This is a genomic window from Megasphaera stantonii (genome assembly GCF_003367905.1).
Classification (GTDB): Bacteria; Bacillota; Negativicutes; order Veillonellales; family Megasphaeraceae; genus Megasphaera; species Megasphaera stantonii.
Genome location: NZ_CP029462.1, coordinates 904202 through 923803, shown reverse-complemented (window position 1 = coordinate 923803; position 19602 = coordinate 904202). Strand labels below are relative to the sequence as shown.

Genomic DNA, 19602 nt, shown 5'->3' with positions numbered 1-19602 from the left:
CGGACCAATGAAAGCGACTATACTTCGAGCGGGCTTGGGAGCAGCCGTATGCGCCTGCTGCAGTGTTGGCGGCGCATGGGCGGCTCCCATCGCTCATGTCAGCGTCAGCGTTTCCTCCGTACAGGAGAAAATGCCGCCCTTGGTGCAGAAGCGCATAGCGGCCAGTATTCAAACCGTAGGAAATCACGTGCTTCTGACCCATGACAGCGGCGAGGTGCTGGCAAACGGCGAGGAATATAACCGGATTATCAACGATATCGTCAATCGGGTCCTCATCGGATACACTGTGGAGTCGATTCAGATTCAGCCGGGCGAGGACACGACGCTGGCCGTGCAGATCCGTCCGTGGGGAGAGACGATTCAGTCTGTTGCCATGCATGTAGATTACGGCGCCCTTCCCGATATGGGCCGCCGCCTGGCCGACGGTGATTTGCGCAATGCTTCGTCTATCGTGGAAAATCTCCTCGTCGGCCTTCCTGTCGACGCCCTGGACTGGGCGAACGGCACGATAAAAGCCGTGATGGAAAGCGAGCTGGAAAGCCAGCTGCCGGAATTCTATCCCCATATCGCCATTACGCCGGGGCGCAGGGCGGAGGTGCAGATTTACTTGCTGCCGAAGCTGCCCGTAGTGCGCAACGTAGACGTAGCGATCGAGGCGGAACATCTGCCGAGGGTGATTTTCCTCAGCGCCCGCAAGAACATAGAAGAACGCTACGCCGGGCTGGAAGGCCTGCCCGTGGCGTTTGTTCACCGCCATGAACGAGATATACAGGCTGACCTGCGCCGGAGCGTAGACAGCCAATGGGTTATCCGCAAGTACAAGCTGAAAGTTGACCCTGTCGTGGAAATCGGGGAAAATATGAAGATCCAGCTGCGTTCCCGAACTGATTTTTACGATGTTCAGGCCGGGGCCTACGTCGACGTCGGCCGCGATGACAACAGCGGCGACGACACGGTTTTAAAAGCCCATTTTGGCCGCAAAATCGGCGGCCATCACGAGGTGTATACGCAGGTGGAATTCATGCCCAGCTCCGTCGATTGGAATATCATTCCCGGCTACTTCTACCGCTGGGGAAAATATACCCGTCTGGGTTATCAGTACGAGACGGACGACGACAGCTGCCACGTATGGGTGCGCCAGTACCTGGGCAAAAAATGGATGCTTCGCTTCGACAGGGATTTGACAAATCATGAGGACGAAATCGGCCTGACCTACCGCGTCCACGAATACATCGGGTTAGAATATATCATATCCGACCATGACAATTGGCTCAGGGTCATCGGATATTTGTAAACATAAAGGAGTACATGCCGTTATGATGTCAGAAATGGGTAAAAAACGAAATATTAAAATTTTTTCCGGCGTAATCGCCGTCGTCTTCGTTCTCAGTATTGCCGGCTTAGCCGTCATGCAGATGGGGAATCCCGTAAACGCCGCGCCGTCGAGCAATATCGGCGTCGTCGATATGAGCAAAGTCATCACGCCGGATAATCAGGACGCCGTCGAAGCGCAGAAACAGCTTCAGCAGGCCGGCGAAGACATGCAGAAACAGTTTGACGAACAGTCTGCGAACATGACGGACGAACAAAAACAGGCGCTGTTCCAGAAAATGCAGGAAGAAATGAACCAGAAGCAGGAAGAAATCTTCAAGGGCATGAAGGATAAAGTCGATACGGCTATCGGTTCCGTCGCCAGCACGAAGGGCCTCAGCCTCGTCGTAGATAAGCGCGTCGTCCTGTACGGCGGTACGGACATTACCGATCAAGTAGCGAAGCAGCTGAACGATTCTCAGTCCAAATAAGGAGATCTCATGAAGCGGATATATGCGGCAGTTATCGGCGCCGTCGTCATAGCCGCCTGCATAGTCGTAGGCTGGCGTGCGATGGAACAACGAAATCAGGTATCGGAGATAGGGCCGTCGTATGCCTATGTCGACCTGGAGCACGTGGTTATGAGTCATCCCAGATACAGCGAATATCATCGGCTGGAGCTGGAATACAACGCCATGGTTGCCCAATATCAGTTTGAGCAGTGGAACTACTCCCATAAGGCGGCGGCAGAAGGCATTGCGTCGCAGCAGTTTGCTGCTGTGGATGCTGCCGGGACGGCGGCGCTGAATCAGGAGCTGCAGGCCAAGGTGCTGCTGAAGGAACAGGAGTTAAATAACGGACTGAAGCAGCAGTACGACCGGATACTGCAGGAAAAGAGGAAATCACAGCCTATGATTTCGAATGCCGATTCGCTGAAAATCGTCAATTTGCAGCTGAAGTTGCAAAATCTGGTCTTGAGCCAGGAAGAACGGCAGGCCGCTGAAGCGGAGCTGGCGCAGCTGCTGAAATCGGCGGAACCTAGCGTAGTAATCAGCGGCGAAACGGCGGCGGAAATCGATAAGGAAATGGCTCCGTATCGGGAAAAGGCGCAGAAAGAGCTGGAAGAATACGCCAAGACCGTAAAAGGCGATTTGGAAAAACGCCGCGACGACAGCCGCAGCGCCTTCCAGTCACAGCTGAGCGCGCTGCAGGACCGGCCGGAGCCGGAAGAGTGGAACCGGCAGTGGAAAGAAAAACTGCAGGCTAAAGAAAAGAAAATGAAAGATGTCAAAGAGGCCATCCTGGCAGATATCAGGACAAGAGCCGCCGACGTCGCGCACGAGCAGGGCATAGAGATGATTTTCTGCGAATATGCCGGCGTGGGAACGGCGCGGGATGTTACCGACGATATTATTGCCAGATTAGGCTGATAGTAGGAGGATTTGTACGATGAAAACAATGTGGAAGCGGCTGACGGCTGCCGCGCTGTTAACCCTGTGCGTCGGCATGCTTGCCGGATGCGGCGGCGAAGACCGGGTCGGCGTCGTCGACTTGGAACGGGTGCGGAAGGAAGCGCCGCTCGTACAGAAATATAAAGAAAAAACGGAAGAAAAGCAAAAGTCCGTAACGGAGGAATTGCAGAAGGCGCAGAGCACGATGTCGGCTGAAGACTTCCAAAAGAAACAGCAGCAGTCGCAGCAGGAATTGAATATTTTTGCCGCCAGCATGCAGCGGCAGTTTATGTCGGATATTCAGACGAACTTGGGCGAAATAGCTAAAGAAAAAGAAGTGGGCATCGTCATGGTGAAAGAAGCCGTGCCTAACGGCGGCATCGACGTGACCGATGAGTTAATTGCAAAGCTGCAGTAAAAAAGGAGTGTACATTGTGGAAAAAACAGTGCAAGAATTAGCAGAATTTTTGGGCGGAACTGTGATTGGCGACGGCAGCGCCGTGATTTCGGATATTAAAGGGTTGGCGGAAGCGGGGAAACAGGACATTACCTTCGCCGTCGATCCCTATACGGAATATCTTCCCCAGGTCCATGCCGGCGCCGTTATGGTTGAAAAAGAAGTACCTGCCGGCGACAATACCCTGGTGATCGTAGAAAATCCCCGCTTGGCTTTTTCCAAGCTCCTTGTGCTGTTTCATCCTCGCCAGTCTGTACAATCGGGCGTCCATCCTACGGCGATTGTCGATGAAAGCGCGTCTGTAGGGGCAAATGCCGCCATTATGGCGTACGCCGTTATCGGAAAGAACGTCAAGATCGGCGAAGACTGCATCATCTATCCCTACGTGTTCATTGGCGACAACGTTTCCATTGGTAACGGTACGACGATTTTCCCCAGCGCCGTTATCCATGAAAACTGCGTTCTGGGAGAACGCGACGTTATCCGGGCCCACGCCGTCATCGGCGGCGAAGGATTCGGCTTTGCTACGAAAGACGGCAAGCATACGCGCATTCCCCAAATCGGCAACGTCGAAATCGGAGACGACGTCGAAATCGGCGCCTGCACGTGTATTGACAACGCGACGCTTGGTTCGACAAAGGTAGCGGCGGGAACTAAAATCGACAACCTCGTCCACCTGGGCCATAACGTAGAAATCGGCGAAGATTGCTTTATTATCGCTCAGACGGGGATTGCCGGCAGCACGAAGGTCGGCCACCACGTTATTTTTGCTGGGCAAACGGGCTGCACGGGGCACGTTACGATTGGCGACAACGCCGTATTTGCCGGAAAATCAGGGATTACCGGCAACATGGAAGGCAATAAGGTCTACGCCGGATTCCCCGTCCGTCCCCACATCGAATGGAGCCGTACACAGGCCTACATCAAACGCCTGCCTGAAATGGCCAAGACGATCAAGGCGCTGGAAAAGAAAATTGCCGAATTAGAAAAGAAGGCGGGAGTGTAAGAGAACGCCTATGTATACATTCATGAAATGCCTCAGTTTTCTGATTTGCCATATTCCCTTTTTCATGCGCCGCGGCCTGGGTTCGTTTTTCGGCGTCTTTTTCTGGACCTTTGTGCCGAAGAAGCGCAAGGTCTTGGCGCGGGATCAAATCCTTGAATGCGGCCTTACGACAGACGCCGGCGAAGCGATGGCGATTGCCAAAGCCAGCACGACGCGCTTCGGCCGTATGATCATCGAGGTGCTGTCTTATCCTGTGTACGACAAAGAGATTCTCGATAAAAAAATCGTATTTCATGGCAAAGAATATCTCGACGAGCTCAAGGAGAGCGGCGAGGGCGCGATTTTTATGGCTTCTCACGCAGGGAACTGGGAGCTTCTCGGCGCGTATTTGGCGATGAGCGGTTATCCCCTCATATCGGTGGCGCAGCAGCAGGACAATAAGGGGTCGGATACGTTCATCAACGAATACCGGGCGATGATGAAGCAGCACGTTACGTATAAGACGGGTATCCGCGACATGGTCCGGTTTTTGGCCAAGGGGCATTATATCGGTCTGCTCATGGACCAGGACCCGGGGTATACCGGCATCATGGTCAAATTGTTCGGCCGGGACACCTTGACTGCCGACGGGCCGGCGAAGCTGGCCGGCATACAAAACTATCCGATATTGTCTATTTTCATTCACGAAGACAGGCCCTATCATTACGTCGTAGAAGCGCTGCCGCCGATTCGGCCTTATACGTCTGACGCGCCGCTGTCGAAGGAAGAAAAGAAGCGGATCGTATATGACGTTACGCAGCAGCTGAACGATCGTCTGGAAGCGCATATCCGCAAGTATCCCGACGAATGGTTCTGGCTTCACAATCGCTGGAAATGGACGAAACGGTATAAAGAGAAACAAAAGCTGAAAGAACAACAGAACTAGCTCATCCATTGGCGCTGCCGAAATGTAGGCGGCGCCAATTTTTACAGCTTTTTAACAATTTGGTCAGGACAATATATATGCGTGCTGAATTATGGTATAATAAATAAAAATTAGGCGAGCCGCAGGAGCTCAAAGTAGCCGCGTAAAGCAATGTACAATGAAATACGCGGGAGCAAAGGAGAATTGACGAATCATGTATGTTTGTTTGATGCGTCATGGCAAAGCCGAGCCGTACCATGACGGAATGGACGATAAAAAGCGGGAACTGATTGAAAAGGGCAAGAAGCAGGCTGTGGCAATGCTCGACGCCGCCCGGCTGTGGTGGCCCGAAGGGACTACCGTCCTGTGGGCCAGCCCGTATATCCGCACGTGTCAAACGGCGGCGTTTTTTGATACGCGCATTCCCTATACTGCTTTTCATACCCATCCGGCCATTGCAGCCGGTGATCTGGACGCCGTCTATAAGGATATTCTGTGCGGGAGCGACGGGGAGGTCGTGTGCATTGTCGGCCATTCGCCCTATTTAGAGCAATGGACTAAGGCATGGACCGGTCTGGATATACAGTTCAAAACGGGCAGCATGGCCTTGTTTGATTACGATCCCTTTGATAGCAACGGGGGCACGGCGTCGCTGCTCCTGTATATGAGCCCGAAGGCAGCAAAGCTGATAAAGAAATAATAGATAGTAATTAGGAGGTATAGCCTATGAAACACGTAGTATCGATTGCCGGGACGGACCCGTCCGGCGGGGCCGGAGCGGCGGCGGACTGCAAGACCTTTTGCGCCCATGGTTGTTATGCCATGAACGTCATAACGGCTGTCGTATCGCAGAACACGCAGGGCGTGCGGGGATATATGAACGTGACGCCGGAGATGATCGCATCGCAGATTGACGCTGTATTTGAAGATATAGAGGTAGACGCTGTGAAAATCGGCATGGTCAGCGTTCCCGAGACGATCCGCATCATTGCCGGCAAGCTGCGCCAGTACAAGCCTTCCTTTGTCGTTGTCGACCCAGTCATGGTGGCGACGAGCGGCCATCGGCTGCTGGCCGAAGAAGCAGAACAGACGCTGAAGGAGGAGTTGATTCCCCTGGCAGACGTACTGACGCCGAATATTCCCGAAGCAGAAGTGCTGACGGGACGTCATATCGATGATTTTGCGTCTATGGAACAGGCGGCCAAAGACATCGCAGCCTTAGGAGCGAAGGCCGTGCTGGTCAAAGGCGGCCACCGCGTAGAAGATGCGACGGACATCTTATACGACGGCGAAGGCTTCCATTATTTCAAAGGCCGCCGCGTCGAAAGCACGAGCACTCACGGCACGGGATGCTCCCTGTCCAGTGCCATCGCCTCCAATCTGGCGAACGGCATGAACCTGGCCGACGCCGTCGCGGTGGCCAAGCAGTACGTCTTCGACGGCATCAGCCACGCCGAACCGATTGGCAAAGGCCACGGGCCTATCCATCATTTCTACAGCCTGTACCGCAAGGCGGGCATGTAGCTTCTGTGTTCAGGTTATTCCCCGGCAGTCCCTCGGCTTTTCCGGGAATAGTTATTATTGCGCAAGGAGGAATGAAATATGAATTTAAGAATGCGTGTAAAAAAGGCTCTTTGTACGGTCGCGGCCCTGGCTATGGCCAGCGGCGCGGCATTCGCGGCGTCTCCGTCGCAGGTATACGAAGAAGCGGCCCGCAATATGATGGCTGAACCGACAGGCGAATACGTCCTGCAGGTCAATATGGAAATGCCTTTTTTGGGCAATGTGTCCCTGACCAACACCATCGATATGCAGGCTGAACCCTTCCAGATGAAGAGCGAAGCTGTAGCGAAGGTCCTGAACAACACGAAGACCGTCCACAGTTATGTGGAACAGGACGGCGACGTACTGCACATCTACTATGAAGATTCGAAGGCCGACAACGCGTGGAAAAAGGCAACCCGCAAATTGAAGAGCGCCGATCCCATTTCCAAGCGCTTCCATGGCGACCACAACGTACTGGCCGGCGTGAAATCCGTAACGGCAGCCGGCAAGAATTCGTACGATGTCGTATATGACGCGAGCCGCCTGTACCGCGAAGGCGACAAGGAAAAATGGGCTGCCGACGGCTATAAGAAAGAACAGGCCGAAGGCTTTGCAAAGGTCCTTCAGGCCCTGCAGAAAACGGGCGACGTAACGGTCAATGTAACCGTCGATCCGAAGACCAAGCGGATTTCCAAGGTGACGATGCCTTTGACGCCGCAGATGCGCGCCGTTGCGCAGGAAGTGTTGGCTGAAAGCGACGCGTCCGACGCGAATAAAGCCATTATGGAACAGTTTATCAAGTACAGCGAAATATCCATGACTATCGACTGTGCTCCCCTTCCGAAAGACGCTGATTTGACGGCTCCGAAAGAAGTTAAGGAAGCGGCCGTTCCGGGAACGATTCCGGGCTCCGACGACGCGGCGGAATCCGATAAAGACGGTGCTGCGGCAGAAGCGGCCTAAGGGCGGCAGGAAGACATCTACATATGTTTTGGCATCAGGGCCGCATGCGGTATCGTCGCTGCGGTCCTGCTGTTTTTTTATAAAACCAGGTGCGGCACGGCATGGAATAGGGACAAGTATATGAACGGGCAGTCGAGGGGACTCTAAAATTTTCCTTAAATTGTAGAATTTTACAGTCATATTATTGACATAGGAAGAGAAATAACGGAAAATATGATAGAAGGGTAAGTCCATTATTGTTCGTTATATCTGAACGCAAGCATCTTTGATAAGACAGTTGGCATCGATTGCCTGCACGGGAGAATAGGTCGGCGCAGGCCGACGGGCAATCCAATATACACAGTTAGAACGGATAAAATTTCATAGTACAGGAGGTAAAAAAATTGGCTAAGAAAGAAAAGCTGATGGTCATTCCATTGGGCGGCTTGGGCGAAATCGGCAAGAATATGACCGTAATCCAATACGGAAATGACATCATCGTAATTGACGCCGGACTGTCTTTCCCTGACGACGATATGTTTGGCATTGACCTCGTCATCCCTGATATGAGCTATTTGATTGAAAACAGGGATAAGGTGAGGGCTGTCGTCATTACGCATGGTCACGAAGACCATATCGGCAGTTTGGCATATTTGCTCAATGAAGTAAATGTGCCCGTTTACGCGACGAAATTAGTATGCGGCCTCATTGAAGGCAAATTGAAGGAAAATCACATTACGAATTACAAATTGAACGAGGTGCAGCACGGCGACGAAGTACAGATCGGCTGCATGAAAGTGGGCTTTATCCGAACCAATCACTCTATTCCCGATGCCAGCGCCCTGTATTTCAAGACGCCTGTAGGCACGATCGTCCATACGGGCGACTTTAAAATCGACCTGACCCCGGTGGACGGCCAGCCGATGGACATCCACAAGTTTGCAGACCTGGGCCGCCGCGGCGTACTGCTGCTCATGTCGGACAGCACGAACGCGGAACGGCCGGGCTATACCGAATCGGAAACGACTGTAGGCCACGCATTCCGCAAGGCCTTCCGGGCTGCGACGGGACGCATTATTTTAGCGACCTTCGCTTCGAATATTTCCCGTATTCAGCAGGCTATCAATACGGCCGTGCAGTTTAAGCGCAAGGTGACCGTATTAGGCCGCAGCATGGTCAATAACGTGCAGATCGCCATCGAATTGGGGTATCTGAACGTGCCTGACGGCGTGCTCATTGAGCCCGACGAATTGGGACGTTATCCCGACGACCAGGTCCTGATCCTGACGACGGGCAGCCAGGGCGAGCCTATGGCCGGCTTATCCCGCATGGCCTCCAACAATCACCGCAGCGTCAGCATCATGCCGGGCGATACGGTCATCATTTCGGCGACGCCGATTCCGGGCAACGAAATGGGCGTAAGCCGGACTATCGACAACCTCATGAAGCTGGGCGCCAATGTCGTTGCCGGCCGGGATAAGAAAATTCACGTGTCGGGCCATGCCAGCCAGGAAGAATTGAAGCTTATGCTGGATTTGATCCGGCCGAAGTATTTTATTCCCGTTCACGGCGAATACCGCATGCTGAAGCAGCACGGCGATTTGGCAGTGCAGATGGGCGTCGAAAAGAGCCACGTCCTCATTGGCGACAACGGGCAGATTTTCGAATTTTCCAACCGCTCCGGCAATAAAGCCGGCCGGGTCAACGCCGGCCGCGTATTCGTCGACGGCCTCGGCGTCGGCGACGTCGGCAACATCGTCATCCGCGACCGCCAGCAATTAGCTATGGAAGGCGTCGTCATCGTCGTCATGACCTTGGCGAAGGGGACGAGCCACGCTTTGGCCGGACCGGATATCGTATCGAGAGGCTTTGTCTACGTCCGCGATTCGGAAGAGCTGATCAGCGAAGCTCACGACCGCGTCGCCGCCGTCCTCGAACGGTGCGAAGCCGGCAACATCCGCGAATGGGCGGTCATTAAGTCGCAGGTTCGCGATACGCTGAGCCGGTACTTGTATGAAAAGACGAAACGCCGGCCTATGATTTTGCCGATTATTATGGAAGTATAATGCAATACTGCGGAGACAGCGGAGGCCAGCGCGCCTCCGCTGTTTACCATGCAGGTAGAGATGCCTTTCTTGAAAGGAGATGATTCAGTGGAACAAAAGCGCATTACGCCTCTTACGACTGCCGGCTGCTTTGCCGCTGTCATGCTTATCCTGGCCCTTCTCAGCACCTTTATGCCCTTCTTTTCCTTTGTAGGGTACTTTATCATGCCTATTCCCATGACGATTATCTATATGAAATACGGCATGCGCCAGGCGCTGCTGCTCGGCGTCGTCGTAGGTATCCTCATGGGAATTTTCATCGATCCCCTGACGGCAGTTGCCCAGCTCATTACCTTTGCCTCTGTCGGCCTGGCTATCGGCGCCGGATTCCGCTATGAATGGGCGCCGGCCAAGATGCTGGCCTGCGTAGCGGCGGCCCTCATTGCCGCCACGGGCGTTCTTCTCGCACTTATGTATATTGTTCTCGACATCAATTTGCTGGCGGCGATTTACAGCGCCTTCGATACGGTCGTCGCCGATACGATCGCCCAGTATAAAACCAGCGGCATGTCTGATATCCAGCTGGCCGAGGCGCGGATGCAGCTGGAAGAAGTGCGGCGTCTTCTGCCGTCTATGCTTCCCATGTTTTTATGCCTGGCCATGGCGGTTATTGCCTATATCAACGTCAAGATTTCCCAGCTGGTGCTCATTCGCTTAGGTTTTTCCATTAAGCCCTTTTTGCCGATTCGTTATTGGGAAATTTCGCGCAGTGTGATATACTTATATGTATTGGCATTGGTCATGAAATATTGGGGGACGACGCGGGATATCGAGTGGCTCAGCATCGCCGGCGTCAACTTGAATCAAGTCGCCTTTTTCTTCATATGCATTCAGGGCCTGGCCTTCCTGTTTTATTTCCTCGACCGCCGGTTTCATATCAGCACGGGGTTGCAGGTGCTCATTATCATTTTGTTTTTTGTCATGCCCGTGTTTTCCTACGCGGCCTTTGCCGCCGGATTGATGGACATGCTTTTGAATTATCGCAAGAAACGCAATACGATGTGATGCCCAGGGGGAAGTCATATGCTGAAGGAAATGCTGTCAAGACGAAACGAGGAGCCCTTTTTCCTCATTACGGTCTTGCTGCTGATTATTATCGCCGTATATAATTGGGTCATAGCGCTGCTGGCGCTGATACTGATCATCGGGGCCTACGTGCTGACGCGGAAAAATACGAACGAGCGCAATCGGGAAATCAGTCAGTTTTTCGACGCCGTTTCCCAAAGCGTCGACCAGGCGTCGACTTACGCCGTGCAGAATCTGCCCATCGGCATAGCCATCGTCGATATGCAGTCCAGCCTCTGCTGGGCTAACAGCGTGTTCCGCGACTGGATCGGCGATATCGACAACGACCAGAAGCTGGATCATATTATGCCCAATTTAAATATCGATAAATTTTGGGGGAAATTCGGCTACTTTTTCGAACATATCGATAAGCGGTATTACCGCGTCGTCTACAAGTATTTGCAGACGGAAGCGGCGGAAGACGACAACTATCTCATCTTGTATTTTGAAGATATTACGGACACGGAAACGCAGAAGATGAACTGTATTGCCTCCGTGCCGGTACTGTGCGATATTGAAATTGACAACATGGAAGAAGTCGCCAAGGGCATGACGTCGGTCCAGCAGACGACGCTGTGGACGAATGTCAACAACTGCCTGATCGACGAATTGACGTCGCTGGGAGCTTTCGTCCGTTCGTACGGCAACGAAAAGTACTTCGCCTGCCTGAGCCGCGAGGCCCTCGACGAACTGAAGAAGGATAATTTTTCCTTTCTCGAAAAAATCCGCATGATCCATACGGTCAACCGCATTCCCGTTACGCTCAGCATGGGCGTGGCGGCTTGCCCGAAGGATGTCGTGACCCAGGGCATGGTCAACTTCAACGAGCTGGCCGACAAGGCCCAGGCCGGGCTGGATCTGGCCTTGGGACGGGGCGGCGACCAGGTCGTCGTATATGAAGAAGACGGCTCGCCTCATTTTTACGGCGGCAAGACCCGGTCTGTCGAAAAGAATACCCGCGTCCGGGCCCGCGTCGTCGCCCAGGCGATACGCGAACTCATCGACACGAGCGATCTCGTCCTGGTCATGGGGCATGAACGGGAAGATTACGACAGCATCGGAGCTGCCGTCGGCGTGGCTCACATGGCCCGCATCATCGGCAAGCCCGTCCACATCGTCATCAGCAAGCAGACCGACGCCATCCGACGCCTGGAAACGCAGATACTCAACGTGCCGGCCTTTAAGGACTTGCTCATTTCGGCGGAAACGGCGGAAGAGCTGTGCAACAGCCAGACGCTGCTGTTTATCGTCGATACCCATCGGACGGACATGACCGTCGCGCCGGCCTTGATCGAACAGACGGAACGGCGCGTCGTCATCGACCATCACCGCCGCAGCTCCGACTTTATCAAGAAGCCCCTCCTGACGTATACGGAGCCGTCCAGCTCTTCGACGAGCGAGCTCGTCACGGAACTGCTCCAGTATTATCAGGAAGACGTAGAGCTGGAAAAAATCGAAGCGACGGCCCTGTATGCCGGCATTATCGTCGATACGAAAAACTTCGCCGTCCAGACCGGCGTCCGTACCTTTGACGCCGCAGCCTACCTGCGCCGCAGCGGCGCCGACCCGGAAATCGTGCGGGAGTTGTTCAGCTCCGACTTTACGACAGTCCGGGAAAAGGCGGCCATCTTATCGGAGGCGCGCATCGTAGACGGCGTGGCCATGGCTTCCTGCCCGAAGGGGACAAAGAACACGACCATTGTAGCGGCGCAAATCGCCGATATGCTTATCAATATAGACAACGTAAACGCCAGCTTTACGTTCTGCGAGCTTCCTGACGGCAATATCGGCGTCAGCGCCCGCTCCAAGGGAGATATTAACGTACAGCTCGTCATGGAAGCCTTAGGCGGCGGCGGCCATCGCACCGTCGCCGGCGCGCAGCTCAAAGAGCGTACTGTAGAAGAAGCGCAGCAGGACGTCATGACGGCCCTGCGGGACGTAATCAATCAAAATAAGGAGACTGAAAAAGAATGAAAGTAATATTATTGCAAGACGTAAAAAAATTGGGTAAAAAAGGTGAAATCATAGAAGTATCGGAAGGCTACGGCCGCAATTTCCTGCTGCCCCGCAAATTAGCCGCGCCGGGCACGTCGGAAAACATCAACGACGCGAAGCAGAAGCAGGCGGCGGCTAAGCATAAGGCCCAGGTAGCGTCCGACGAAGCCGTCGTCCTGGCCAGCCAGCTGAAAAAGGTAGAATTGACGATTCCCGTAAAGGTCGGTGAAGGCGGAAAGGTATTCGGCGCGATTACGGGCAAAAATATCAGCGAAGCGGCGAAGGCCCAGTACGACATCGACATCGACAAGAAGAAAGTCGAAATCAAGGAACCCATTAAATCGCTGGGAACGTACGACGTCGTCATCCGCGTTCATCCGACCATTACGAGCGTCATCAAGGTTCATGTCGTAGAAGGATAAGCTGCGACAAACTGTAAGGGGATACTATGAAAGAATTGCTTGATAAACTGTTACAGCGCCATAAGTATCTGGAACCGACGGCGGAGGAAGAGCTCCGCCGTCAGGTTAACGTGCTTTACGGCGCTTTTACTGGTCTTATAGGGGCGGAAAAGATGGTGCTCAGGGCCAGTAAATACGCCGCCCTGTCCTATGTTCATTCGGAAGACCCGCGGCAGCGGCTGGTCGGCCTGCAGCGCCTCGTATATGAAAACGCGTCGTACGACCGCATCCCGAAGGATGACGAGGTCATCGACGTATTGAACGAGCTGGAAATCGTACTGGCTGAAATGCTGGCCCGCCAGGCTGTGGAAGAGCGGCTGGAAAAGAAGATTTCCCAGCGGATGGAAGAAAAGCAGCAGGAATACGTGCAGGAAATCAAGATGCAGATTATCAAGGAAGAACTGCACGATGTAGAGACGCCGCAGACGAAGCGCAAGCTGGCCGAGCTGCAGAAGCTCGACACGATACAGCTGTCCGAATCGATTATGGAGCAAGTCCGTCCGAAAAAGCTCAGCGCCGTCGTCGGCCAGGAACGGGCCGTAGAAGCGATGCAGAGCAAGCTGGCTTCCGTGTATCCGCAGCATCTTCTGCTGTACGGACCTCCCGGCGTAGGCAAGACGACGGCGGCCCGCATCGTCCTGCAGGAGGCGAAAGGCCTTCCCTTTACGCCCTTCGGACCTGACGCGCCCTTTGTCGAAACGGACGGGACGACGCTGCGCTGGGATTCGCGCGATATGACCAATCCCCTCATCGGCTCGGTCCACGATCCCATTTATCAGGGCGCGCGCCGCGATTTGGCCGACACGGGGATTCCCGAACCCAAGCCGGGACTGGTGACGGAGGCCCACGGCGGCATCCTGTTCATCGACGAAATCGGCGAAATGGACCCTATGCTGCTGAACAAGCTGCTGAAGGTATTGGAAGATAAACGGGTGAAGTTCGAGTCGGCCTATTACGACGAAGAAGACCCGAACGTGCCTAAGTATATTAAGAAACTGTTTGCCGAAGGCGCGCCGGCCGATTTTATCCTCATCGGGGCGACGACGCGGAGCCCCTGGGAAATCAATCCGGCGATTCGCTCGCGCTGCGCCGAAATCTTTTTCGAGCCCCTCGTGCCGTCGGATATACAGACTATCGTAGAAAACGCGGCAAAGGAGCTGGGCGCAGTCTTGGAAGACGGCGCGGCGGCCCTTATCAGCACCTTTACGATCGAAGGGCGCAAAGCCGTCAATATTCTGGCCGACGCTTACGGCTTGGCCGTATATCGGGCCGGCCGCAAGGACGGCGTCGTCATCACGAAGGATCACATTCACCGCGTGTCCCAGATCAGCCGCCTCACGCCGTACGCCATGGAAAAGGCGAGCGACGTGCCGGCTGTGGGGAAAATATTCGGCCTCGGAGTTTCGGGATATTTAGGCTCGGCGATTGAAATCGAAGCCGTCGCCTTTCCCGCCCGTGAAGCCGGCAAGGGCTATTACCGCTTCAACGATACGGCCGGCTCAATGGCCAAGGACTCCATGTTCAACGCCGCCGCCGTAGTGCGCAGCGTGACGGGCAAGGAACTGTCCGATTACGACGTCAATATCAATTTTGTCGGCGGCGGGAACATCGACGGCCCGTCGGCAGGCTGCGCGATTACGACGGCCCTCATCTCGGCTATTACGCAGACGCCGATCCGACAGGATGTGGCCGTTACGGGCGAAATTTCCGTGCGGGGACAGGTAAAGCCCGTCGGCGGCGTATTTGAAAAGGCCTACGGCGCCTGCCAGGCCGGCATGAAGGCCATCGTCATTCCTAAGGACAATGGGCAGGATATTCCGGAACACCATCTGGATTTGGATATACGCTGCGCTGAAACGATTCAGGACGTATTGGATGTTATGTTTGTAAAGTAGGAGTGTGCATATACTATGGAGCAGCGGATTCCGCCGCAGAACGTAGAAGCGGAGCAGGCCGTGCTCGGCGCGATGATGCTGGAGCATAACGCCGTCGTAGCCGCCATGGAAAAGCTGCGGCCCGGCGATTTTTACAGGGAAGTGCATCGGACGATTTTCGAAGCCATGGAGCACCTGCACCATGACAACAAGGAAGTCGACGTCATCACCCTGCCGGAAGAGCTGCGGCGCATGAAGAAGCTCGACGACGTCGGCGGCCTGGAGTACATCCTCAGCCTGCCGAATTTGGTCGCGACGGCCGCGAATATCGAATATCACGCCAATATCGTGGCGGAAAAGGCCTTGGCCCGCAATATCATTACGACGTGCACCGAATTGACCTCGGAGGCTTACGACGGCGAGAAAGAGCCGGAGGATTTGCTGGACGACGCCGAACGGCGTATCTTACAGATTTCCGAGAGCAAGCGGCGGGGAGACTTCGCGCCTGTCGGCGTCGTCGTCGAAGAAACGCTGGACAAGATCACCAAGCTGTACGAAAATAAGGCGGGTATTACGGGCCTGCCTACGGGATTTCGCGATTTAGACCGCCTAACGTCGGGGCTGCAGCCGTCGGACTTAATCCTCGTCGCGGCTCGTCCGAGCATGGGGAAGACGGCCTTTACTTTGAATATCGCGCAGAACGTAGGCGTAAAGCAGCATAAGACCGTGGCCTTCTTTTCCCTGGAAATGTCTCAGGAACAGCTCGTACAGCGTCTGCTGTGCCAGATCGCCCACATCGATTCGCAGAAGCTGCGCACAGGCCAGCTCAACAGCGACGACGAGTGGACGAAGCTGACCGACGCCTGCGATAAATTGTATCAGGCGCCCATTTATATCGACGACACGCCGGGCATTTCCGTGACGGAGATGCGCTCCAAGGCTCGCCGTCTCAAGGCGGAACACGGCCTGGACCTGATCATCGTCGACTACCTGCAGCTCATGCAGGGGCGCAACTCCGAAAGCCGCCAGCAGGAAATTTCCGAAATTTCCCGTTCGCTGAAGGCCCTGGCCCGGGAGCTCAAGGTGCCCCTCATCGCCCTGTCGCAGCTCAGCCGAAGCGTAGAAAGCCGGCAGGATAAGCGGCCTATGCTCAGCGACCTGCGCGAATCGGGCGCGCTGGAACAGGACGCCGATATCGTGTCGTTCTTGTATCGCGAAGATTATTATGATAAGGAAACGGAAAATCAGCACATTACAGAAATCATACTGGCCAAGCACCGCAACGGCCCCGTCGGTTCTGTAAAGCTGTACTTCAAGGGCGAGTATACCTTATTCTTGAATTTGGATACGACCCATGAAGACCGTCTGTAATACGTAAGGGATAGAGAGCCGTCGCTCTTGCGTCCCTTATTTTTGTATAGAGGAGGCCCTATGGAAAAGAAGAAAAAAATCCGCATTGCCGGCGTCGTTGCGGCAGTGCTGTTTATTGCCGTTGCCGCGGCCGGGTCCCTGTCCCGCTCGGACAGCGTGCGGAAGCTGTATCAGGAGCCGCGCGTAGCCGTTATCCGCGTCAATGGCCCCATTGTCGGCGGCGACGACGCCGATATGGCTTGGGGAAGCCCGTCTTCGACGACGTCGGGCGCGCTGATGCGCCAGTTCCGCAAGGCCAGGCAGGACGACAGCGTACAGGCTGTACTGCTGCGCGTCAACAGCCCCGGCGGCAGCGCGGCGGCGACGCAGGAAGCGGCGGCAGAGCTGCAGAAGCTGAAGGATTCAGGCAAGCCTGTCGTCGTATCCATGGGCGATACGGCCGCGTCGGGGGCCTACTGGCTGGCGGCTTATGGAGATAAAATATACGCCAATCCTTCGACGATTACGGGAAGCATTGGCGTGTATATGTCGTATTATGATGTGCAGGGACTGAGCGAAAAGCTGGGCGTGCGGGAAGAAAAAATCAAATCGGGGCCCCATAAAGATATTTTCTCGCCCTTCCGCCCGATGACCGAAGAGGAACGGCGGCTGACCCAGAATATGGTCGACGATATGTACGAGCAATTTGTCGCCGTCGTGGCCGAGCAGCGCCATATGGACGGCGAAACGGTGCGCTCCCTGGCCGACGGTCGGGTGTTTACAGGCGTGCAGGCAAAGGAGGCGGGCCTCGTCGACGAGCTGGGGAATTATTACGACGCCTTGGGCTATGCGGGGACGCTGATTCACGCCGATCCGGACAAGGTGGCGACGGTGACGTACGACGACGCTTTTTCGTGGGATCAGCTGCTGTCCGGCCGGATCACGGCGCCTTCTCTGGCCGAAGGGCTGTATGAAGCCGGACAGAGAATCCCCTTCCCCCTCATAATATGGAAAGGAGGGCGGCAGCAATGAGATATTACATCGAAGAAGCCTTAGCCCTGGCCTACGGCATCGTCGTATCGCCTAAGGAAACGCTGGCCGTCATCGTTCCGGAGCAGCGCCTTCGCGAAGGAATCGTCATCTGGTCCCTTTCCGTGATGCTTTCAGTCGTGTCCGTATGGGCGCAGTGGCAGGATGCGGCAGTGTGGACGGCCATAGCCATGTACGGCGGTGCGGCCTTCTGTTTTGCCGCGCGCATCTTGCTGTATCATGGAGCCGCCCGCCTTCTCGGACGAAACGGGTCTATGAAAAGCCTGGCGGCGGCCCTCTGCTTTACGGAACTCCCCCTCAACCTGGCGACCTTAGCCGGCAGCTTCGTATTCGTCGCGCCGGAGCTGCTGGTGCAGGCCGTGTCGCTGGCGGCAGGGGTCTGGGCTTTGGTATTGGACGTATGGGCTGTCAAAGAAACGTACGCCATGGGAACGGGACGAAGTATTGCCGTCTTGCTGCTACCCCTGGCCGCCGTGGCCGTCTTGGCTGTCGTCGTCTTGTTATACGTCGTCTTTGCCGTCGTTTCGATTTTCAGCTGACGCGGCGGCCGGGTTAGCCGCGTATTCCAGATTGCGGAGCAGCACCTTTTTGCCGCGCCAGGCGAAGGCACGGTCGCCGAAGGCCTGTTGGAACTGTTTGTTGGACAGCGACTCGATATCCGAAGGGCAGAGCTGTGACAGGCGGTTCCGATAAAATTCCGGAAGGGGCGTTGCCTTGACGCCGGCGTTGTGGGGACACGATTCCTGACATACGTCGCAGCCGAAGATGAGCGGCGTTTTTTCCATACATTGTATTTCAGGCAGCGTAAAGCTGCCTTTTTTTTGCGTAATATACGATTTGCAGCGGCTGTAATCGTAAGCGCCGCCGGAAAAACATTGTCCCGGACAGGCTGACTGACAAGCGCCGCAGTGGGAGCATTCCTGTTGCAGGGGCTGGTCCGGCGCGAAGGGCAGGGACGTGAGGACGCTGCCGATAAAGACGTAGGAGCCGTACGTATCGTTGATGAGGCAGCGATTGTCTCCGAAAAAGCCCAGGCCGGCCTGATAGGCCAGCCAGCGGTCCGACAACGGGGACGTATCGACGACGCAGCGTTGTTCGCTGCCGGGATATTGCCGCTGCAGGTACGCGGCGATTTGCTCTAAATAGGAACGGACGACGACATGATAATCTGCGCTCCGGCAATAGAGGGAGAGGTTGCCTGGTTCTGCCTGCGCCGTATAATAGGGAACTAAGACGACGACGACGGAACGGCACGACGGGAGAAGGCGGCGCGGCTCGTATCGTTCGTCTCCTGTGCCGGCGGCCAGCGGGCACGGCGGGTCTTCGGCGTAGGGCGGCCGGGGCAGATCGGCCGGGGCGACGCCGACGCAGTCCAAGCCGAGGGCAGCGGCAAACCGTTTCATATCTGTGCTGTCTATCATATAGAAGTATCCTCCAAAAAATTTGAATTTATCTCTTGCTTTTTTCTATAGAGTATAGTATACTATCTAAGTCAGCAGTTTTAAAGACTTCTTTAAAAGAAAAGCTTTTGAGGAAAGAAAAAAACTTCTGAAAAATGTCTTGACAGAATCGAGATTATCAAGTATAATCAATTACGTTCTGTGAGACAGGACACGCCGACATAGCTCAATTGGCAGAGCAACTGACTTGTAATCAGTAGGTTGTAGGTTCAAGTCCTATTGTCGGCTCCAGGTATGGTGGGGTTCCCGAGTGGCTAAAGGGAGCAGACTGTAAATCTGCCGGCGACTGCCTTCGAAGGTTCGAATCCTTCCCCCACCACCATATCATCGCGGGGTGGAGCAGTTGGTAGCTCGTCGGGCTCATAACCCGAAGGTCGTAGGTTCAAGTCCTGCCCCCGCTACCAAATTTTTACTGCAAGGCAGTAAAGAAAAACTGTATATGTGCTTTGAACGGTGTAAGCTGTTGTAGCTCAGTCGGTAGAGCGTATCCTTGGTAAGGATAAGGTCACCGGTTCAATCCCGGTCAATAGCTCCAAACATGGCGGCTTAGCTCAGTTGGCTAGAGCATGCGGTTCATACCCGCAGTGTCCAGAGTTCGAATCTCCGAGCCGCCACCACATTTATAA

At 54.8% G+C, this 19602-nt stretch carries 18 protein-coding genes and 5 tRNA genes; 22 read left to right on the top strand and 1 reads right to left on the bottom strand.

Features of this window, described 5'->3' with window-relative positions:
• Positions 1–7: 7 nt before the first annotated feature.
• The 17 genes from DKB62_RS04400 (at position 8) to DKB62_RS04320 (ending at position 18055) form a co-directional block, all read left to right on the top strand.
• Positions 8–1294, top strand: a complete 1287-nt coding sequence (locus DKB62_RS04400; RefSeq protein ID WP_232818770.1) for a hypothetical protein — start codon at positions 8–10, stop codon at positions 1292–1294.
• 22 nt (positions 1295–1316) lie between these two features.
• On the top strand, positions 1317–1802 hold the full coding sequence (locus tag DKB62_RS04395) for an OmpH/Skp family outer membrane protein (RefSeq protein ID WP_087477838.1): 486 nt from the start codon (positions 1317–1319) through the stop codon (positions 1800–1802).
• A 9-nt stretch (positions 1803–1811) separates the two neighbouring features.
• Positions 1812–2741: a hypothetical protein gene (locus DKB62_RS04390; RefSeq protein ID WP_087477837.1), complete on the top strand. Its 930-nt coding sequence runs from the start codon at positions 1812–1814 to the stop codon at positions 2739–2741.
• Positions 2742–2760: 19 nt separating this feature from the next.
• Entirely contained in the window at positions 2761–3180 is a 420-nt protein-coding gene (locus DKB62_RS04385) for an OmpH/Skp family outer membrane protein (RefSeq protein ID WP_087477836.1), read from the top strand.
• 16 nt (positions 3181–3196) lie between these two features.
• Positions 3197–4225: a UDP-3-O-(3-hydroxymyristoyl)glucosamine N-acyltransferase gene (lpxD, locus tag DKB62_RS04380; RefSeq protein WP_107195805.1), complete on the top strand. Its 1029-nt coding sequence runs from the start codon at positions 3197–3199 to the stop codon at positions 4223–4225.
• 10 nt (positions 4226–4235) lie between these two features.
• Positions 4236–5150, top strand: a complete 915-nt coding sequence (locus DKB62_RS04375) for a lysophospholipid acyltransferase family protein (RefSeq protein WP_107195804.1) — start codon at positions 4236–4238, stop codon at positions 5148–5150.
• A gap of 193 nt (positions 5151–5343) precedes the next feature.
• The gene (locus tag DKB62_RS04370) at positions 5344–5829 is read left to right on the top strand and encodes a SixA phosphatase family protein (protein WP_232818769.1); all 486 of its coding nucleotides are present in this window, start codon (positions 5344–5346) and stop codon (positions 5827–5829) included.
• 26 nt (positions 5830–5855) lie between these two features.
• Complete coding sequence (thiD, locus tag DKB62_RS04365; protein WP_107195802.1) at positions 5856–6653, top strand: bifunctional hydroxymethylpyrimidine kinase/phosphomethylpyrimidine kinase; 798 nt, start codon at positions 5856–5858, stop codon at positions 6651–6653.
• 78 nt (positions 6654–6731) lie between these two features.
• Positions 6732–7637 carry a hypothetical protein gene (locus tag DKB62_RS04360; protein ID WP_107195801.1) on the top strand — a complete coding sequence of 302 codons (906 nt, stop codon included), beginning with the start codon at positions 6732–6734 and terminating at the stop codon, positions 7635–7637.
• A 383-nt stretch (positions 7638–8020) separates the two neighbouring features.
• A complete protein-coding gene (locus tag DKB62_RS04355) occupies positions 8021–9682 on the top strand; it encodes a ribonuclease J (protein ID WP_107195800.1) in 1662 nt (553 codons plus the stop codon).
• An 87-nt stretch (positions 9683–9769) separates the two neighbouring features.
• Complete coding sequence (locus tag DKB62_RS04350; RefSeq protein ID WP_107195799.1) at positions 9770–10726, top strand: YybS family protein; 957 nt, start codon at positions 9770–9772, stop codon at positions 10724–10726.
• An 18-nt stretch (positions 10727–10744) separates the two neighbouring features.
• The gene (locus tag DKB62_RS04345) at positions 10745–12760 is read left to right on the top strand and encodes a DHH family phosphoesterase (protein WP_107195798.1); all 2016 of its coding nucleotides are present in this window, start codon (positions 10745–10747) and stop codon (positions 12758–12760) included.
• Positions 12757–13203 carry a 50S ribosomal protein L9 gene (rplI, locus tag DKB62_RS04340; protein WP_087477827.1) on the top strand — a complete coding sequence of 149 codons (447 nt, stop codon included), beginning with the start codon at positions 12757–12759 and terminating at the stop codon, positions 13201–13203. Before DKB62_RS04345 ends, rplI begins: the two co-directional genes overlap by 4 nt.
• A 26-nt stretch (positions 13204–13229) precedes the next feature.
• Positions 13230–15137, top strand: a complete 1908-nt coding sequence (gene lonC / locus DKB62_RS04335; RefSeq protein WP_087477826.1) for a Lon family ATP-dependent protease — start codon at positions 13230–13232, stop codon at positions 15135–15137.
• Positions 15138–15152: 15 nt separating this feature from the next.
• The gene (gene dnaB / locus DKB62_RS04330) at positions 15153–16487 is read left to right on the top strand and encodes a replicative DNA helicase (protein ID WP_087477825.1); all 1335 of its coding nucleotides are present in this window, start codon (positions 15153–15155) and stop codon (positions 16485–16487) included.
• A gap of 60 nt (positions 16488–16547) precedes the next feature.
• Positions 16548–17498, top strand: a complete 951-nt coding sequence (gene sppA / locus DKB62_RS04325; protein ID WP_107195797.1) for a signal peptide peptidase SppA — start codon at positions 16548–16550, stop codon at positions 17496–17498.
• Positions 17495–18055, top strand: coding sequence for a YIP1 family protein (locus tag DKB62_RS04320; protein WP_157949672.1), 561 nt, complete (start codon positions 17495–17497; stop codon positions 18053–18055). The genes sppA and DKB62_RS04320 overlap by 4 nt, the downstream gene beginning before the upstream one ends.
• On the opposite strand, the gene queG is transcribed toward DKB62_RS04320, so the two are convergent.
• Positions 18017–18937 carry a tRNA epoxyqueuosine(34) reductase QueG gene (gene queG, locus DKB62_RS04315; RefSeq protein ID WP_232818768.1) on the bottom strand — a complete coding sequence of 307 codons (921 nt, stop codon included), beginning with the start codon at positions 18935–18937 and terminating at the stop codon, positions 18017–18019. The two genes, DKB62_RS04320 and queG, sit on opposite strands and share 39 nt — an antisense overlap.
• Before the next feature lie 194 nt (positions 18938–19131).
• On the opposite strand from queG, the gene DKB62_RS04310 reads away from it, so the two are divergent.
• The 5 genes from DKB62_RS04310 to DKB62_RS04290 all read left to right on the top strand — a co-directional run bounded on the left by DKB62_RS04310 (position 19132) and on the right by DKB62_RS04290 (position 19593).
• Positions 19132–19207, top strand: a tRNA-Thr gene (locus tag DKB62_RS04310).
• A gap of 5 nt (positions 19208–19212) precedes the next feature.
• Positions 19213–19298, top strand: a tRNA-Tyr gene (locus tag DKB62_RS04305).
• 6 nt (positions 19299–19304) lie between these two features.
• A tRNA-Met gene (locus DKB62_RS04300) sits at positions 19305–19380 on the top strand.
• A 55-nt stretch (positions 19381–19435) separates the two neighbouring features.
• Positions 19436–19511, top strand: a tRNA-Thr gene (locus DKB62_RS04295).
• Positions 19512–19516: 5 nt separating this feature from the next.
• Positions 19517–19593, top strand: a tRNA-Met gene (locus DKB62_RS04290).
• Positions 19594–19602 lie beyond the last annotated feature (9 nt).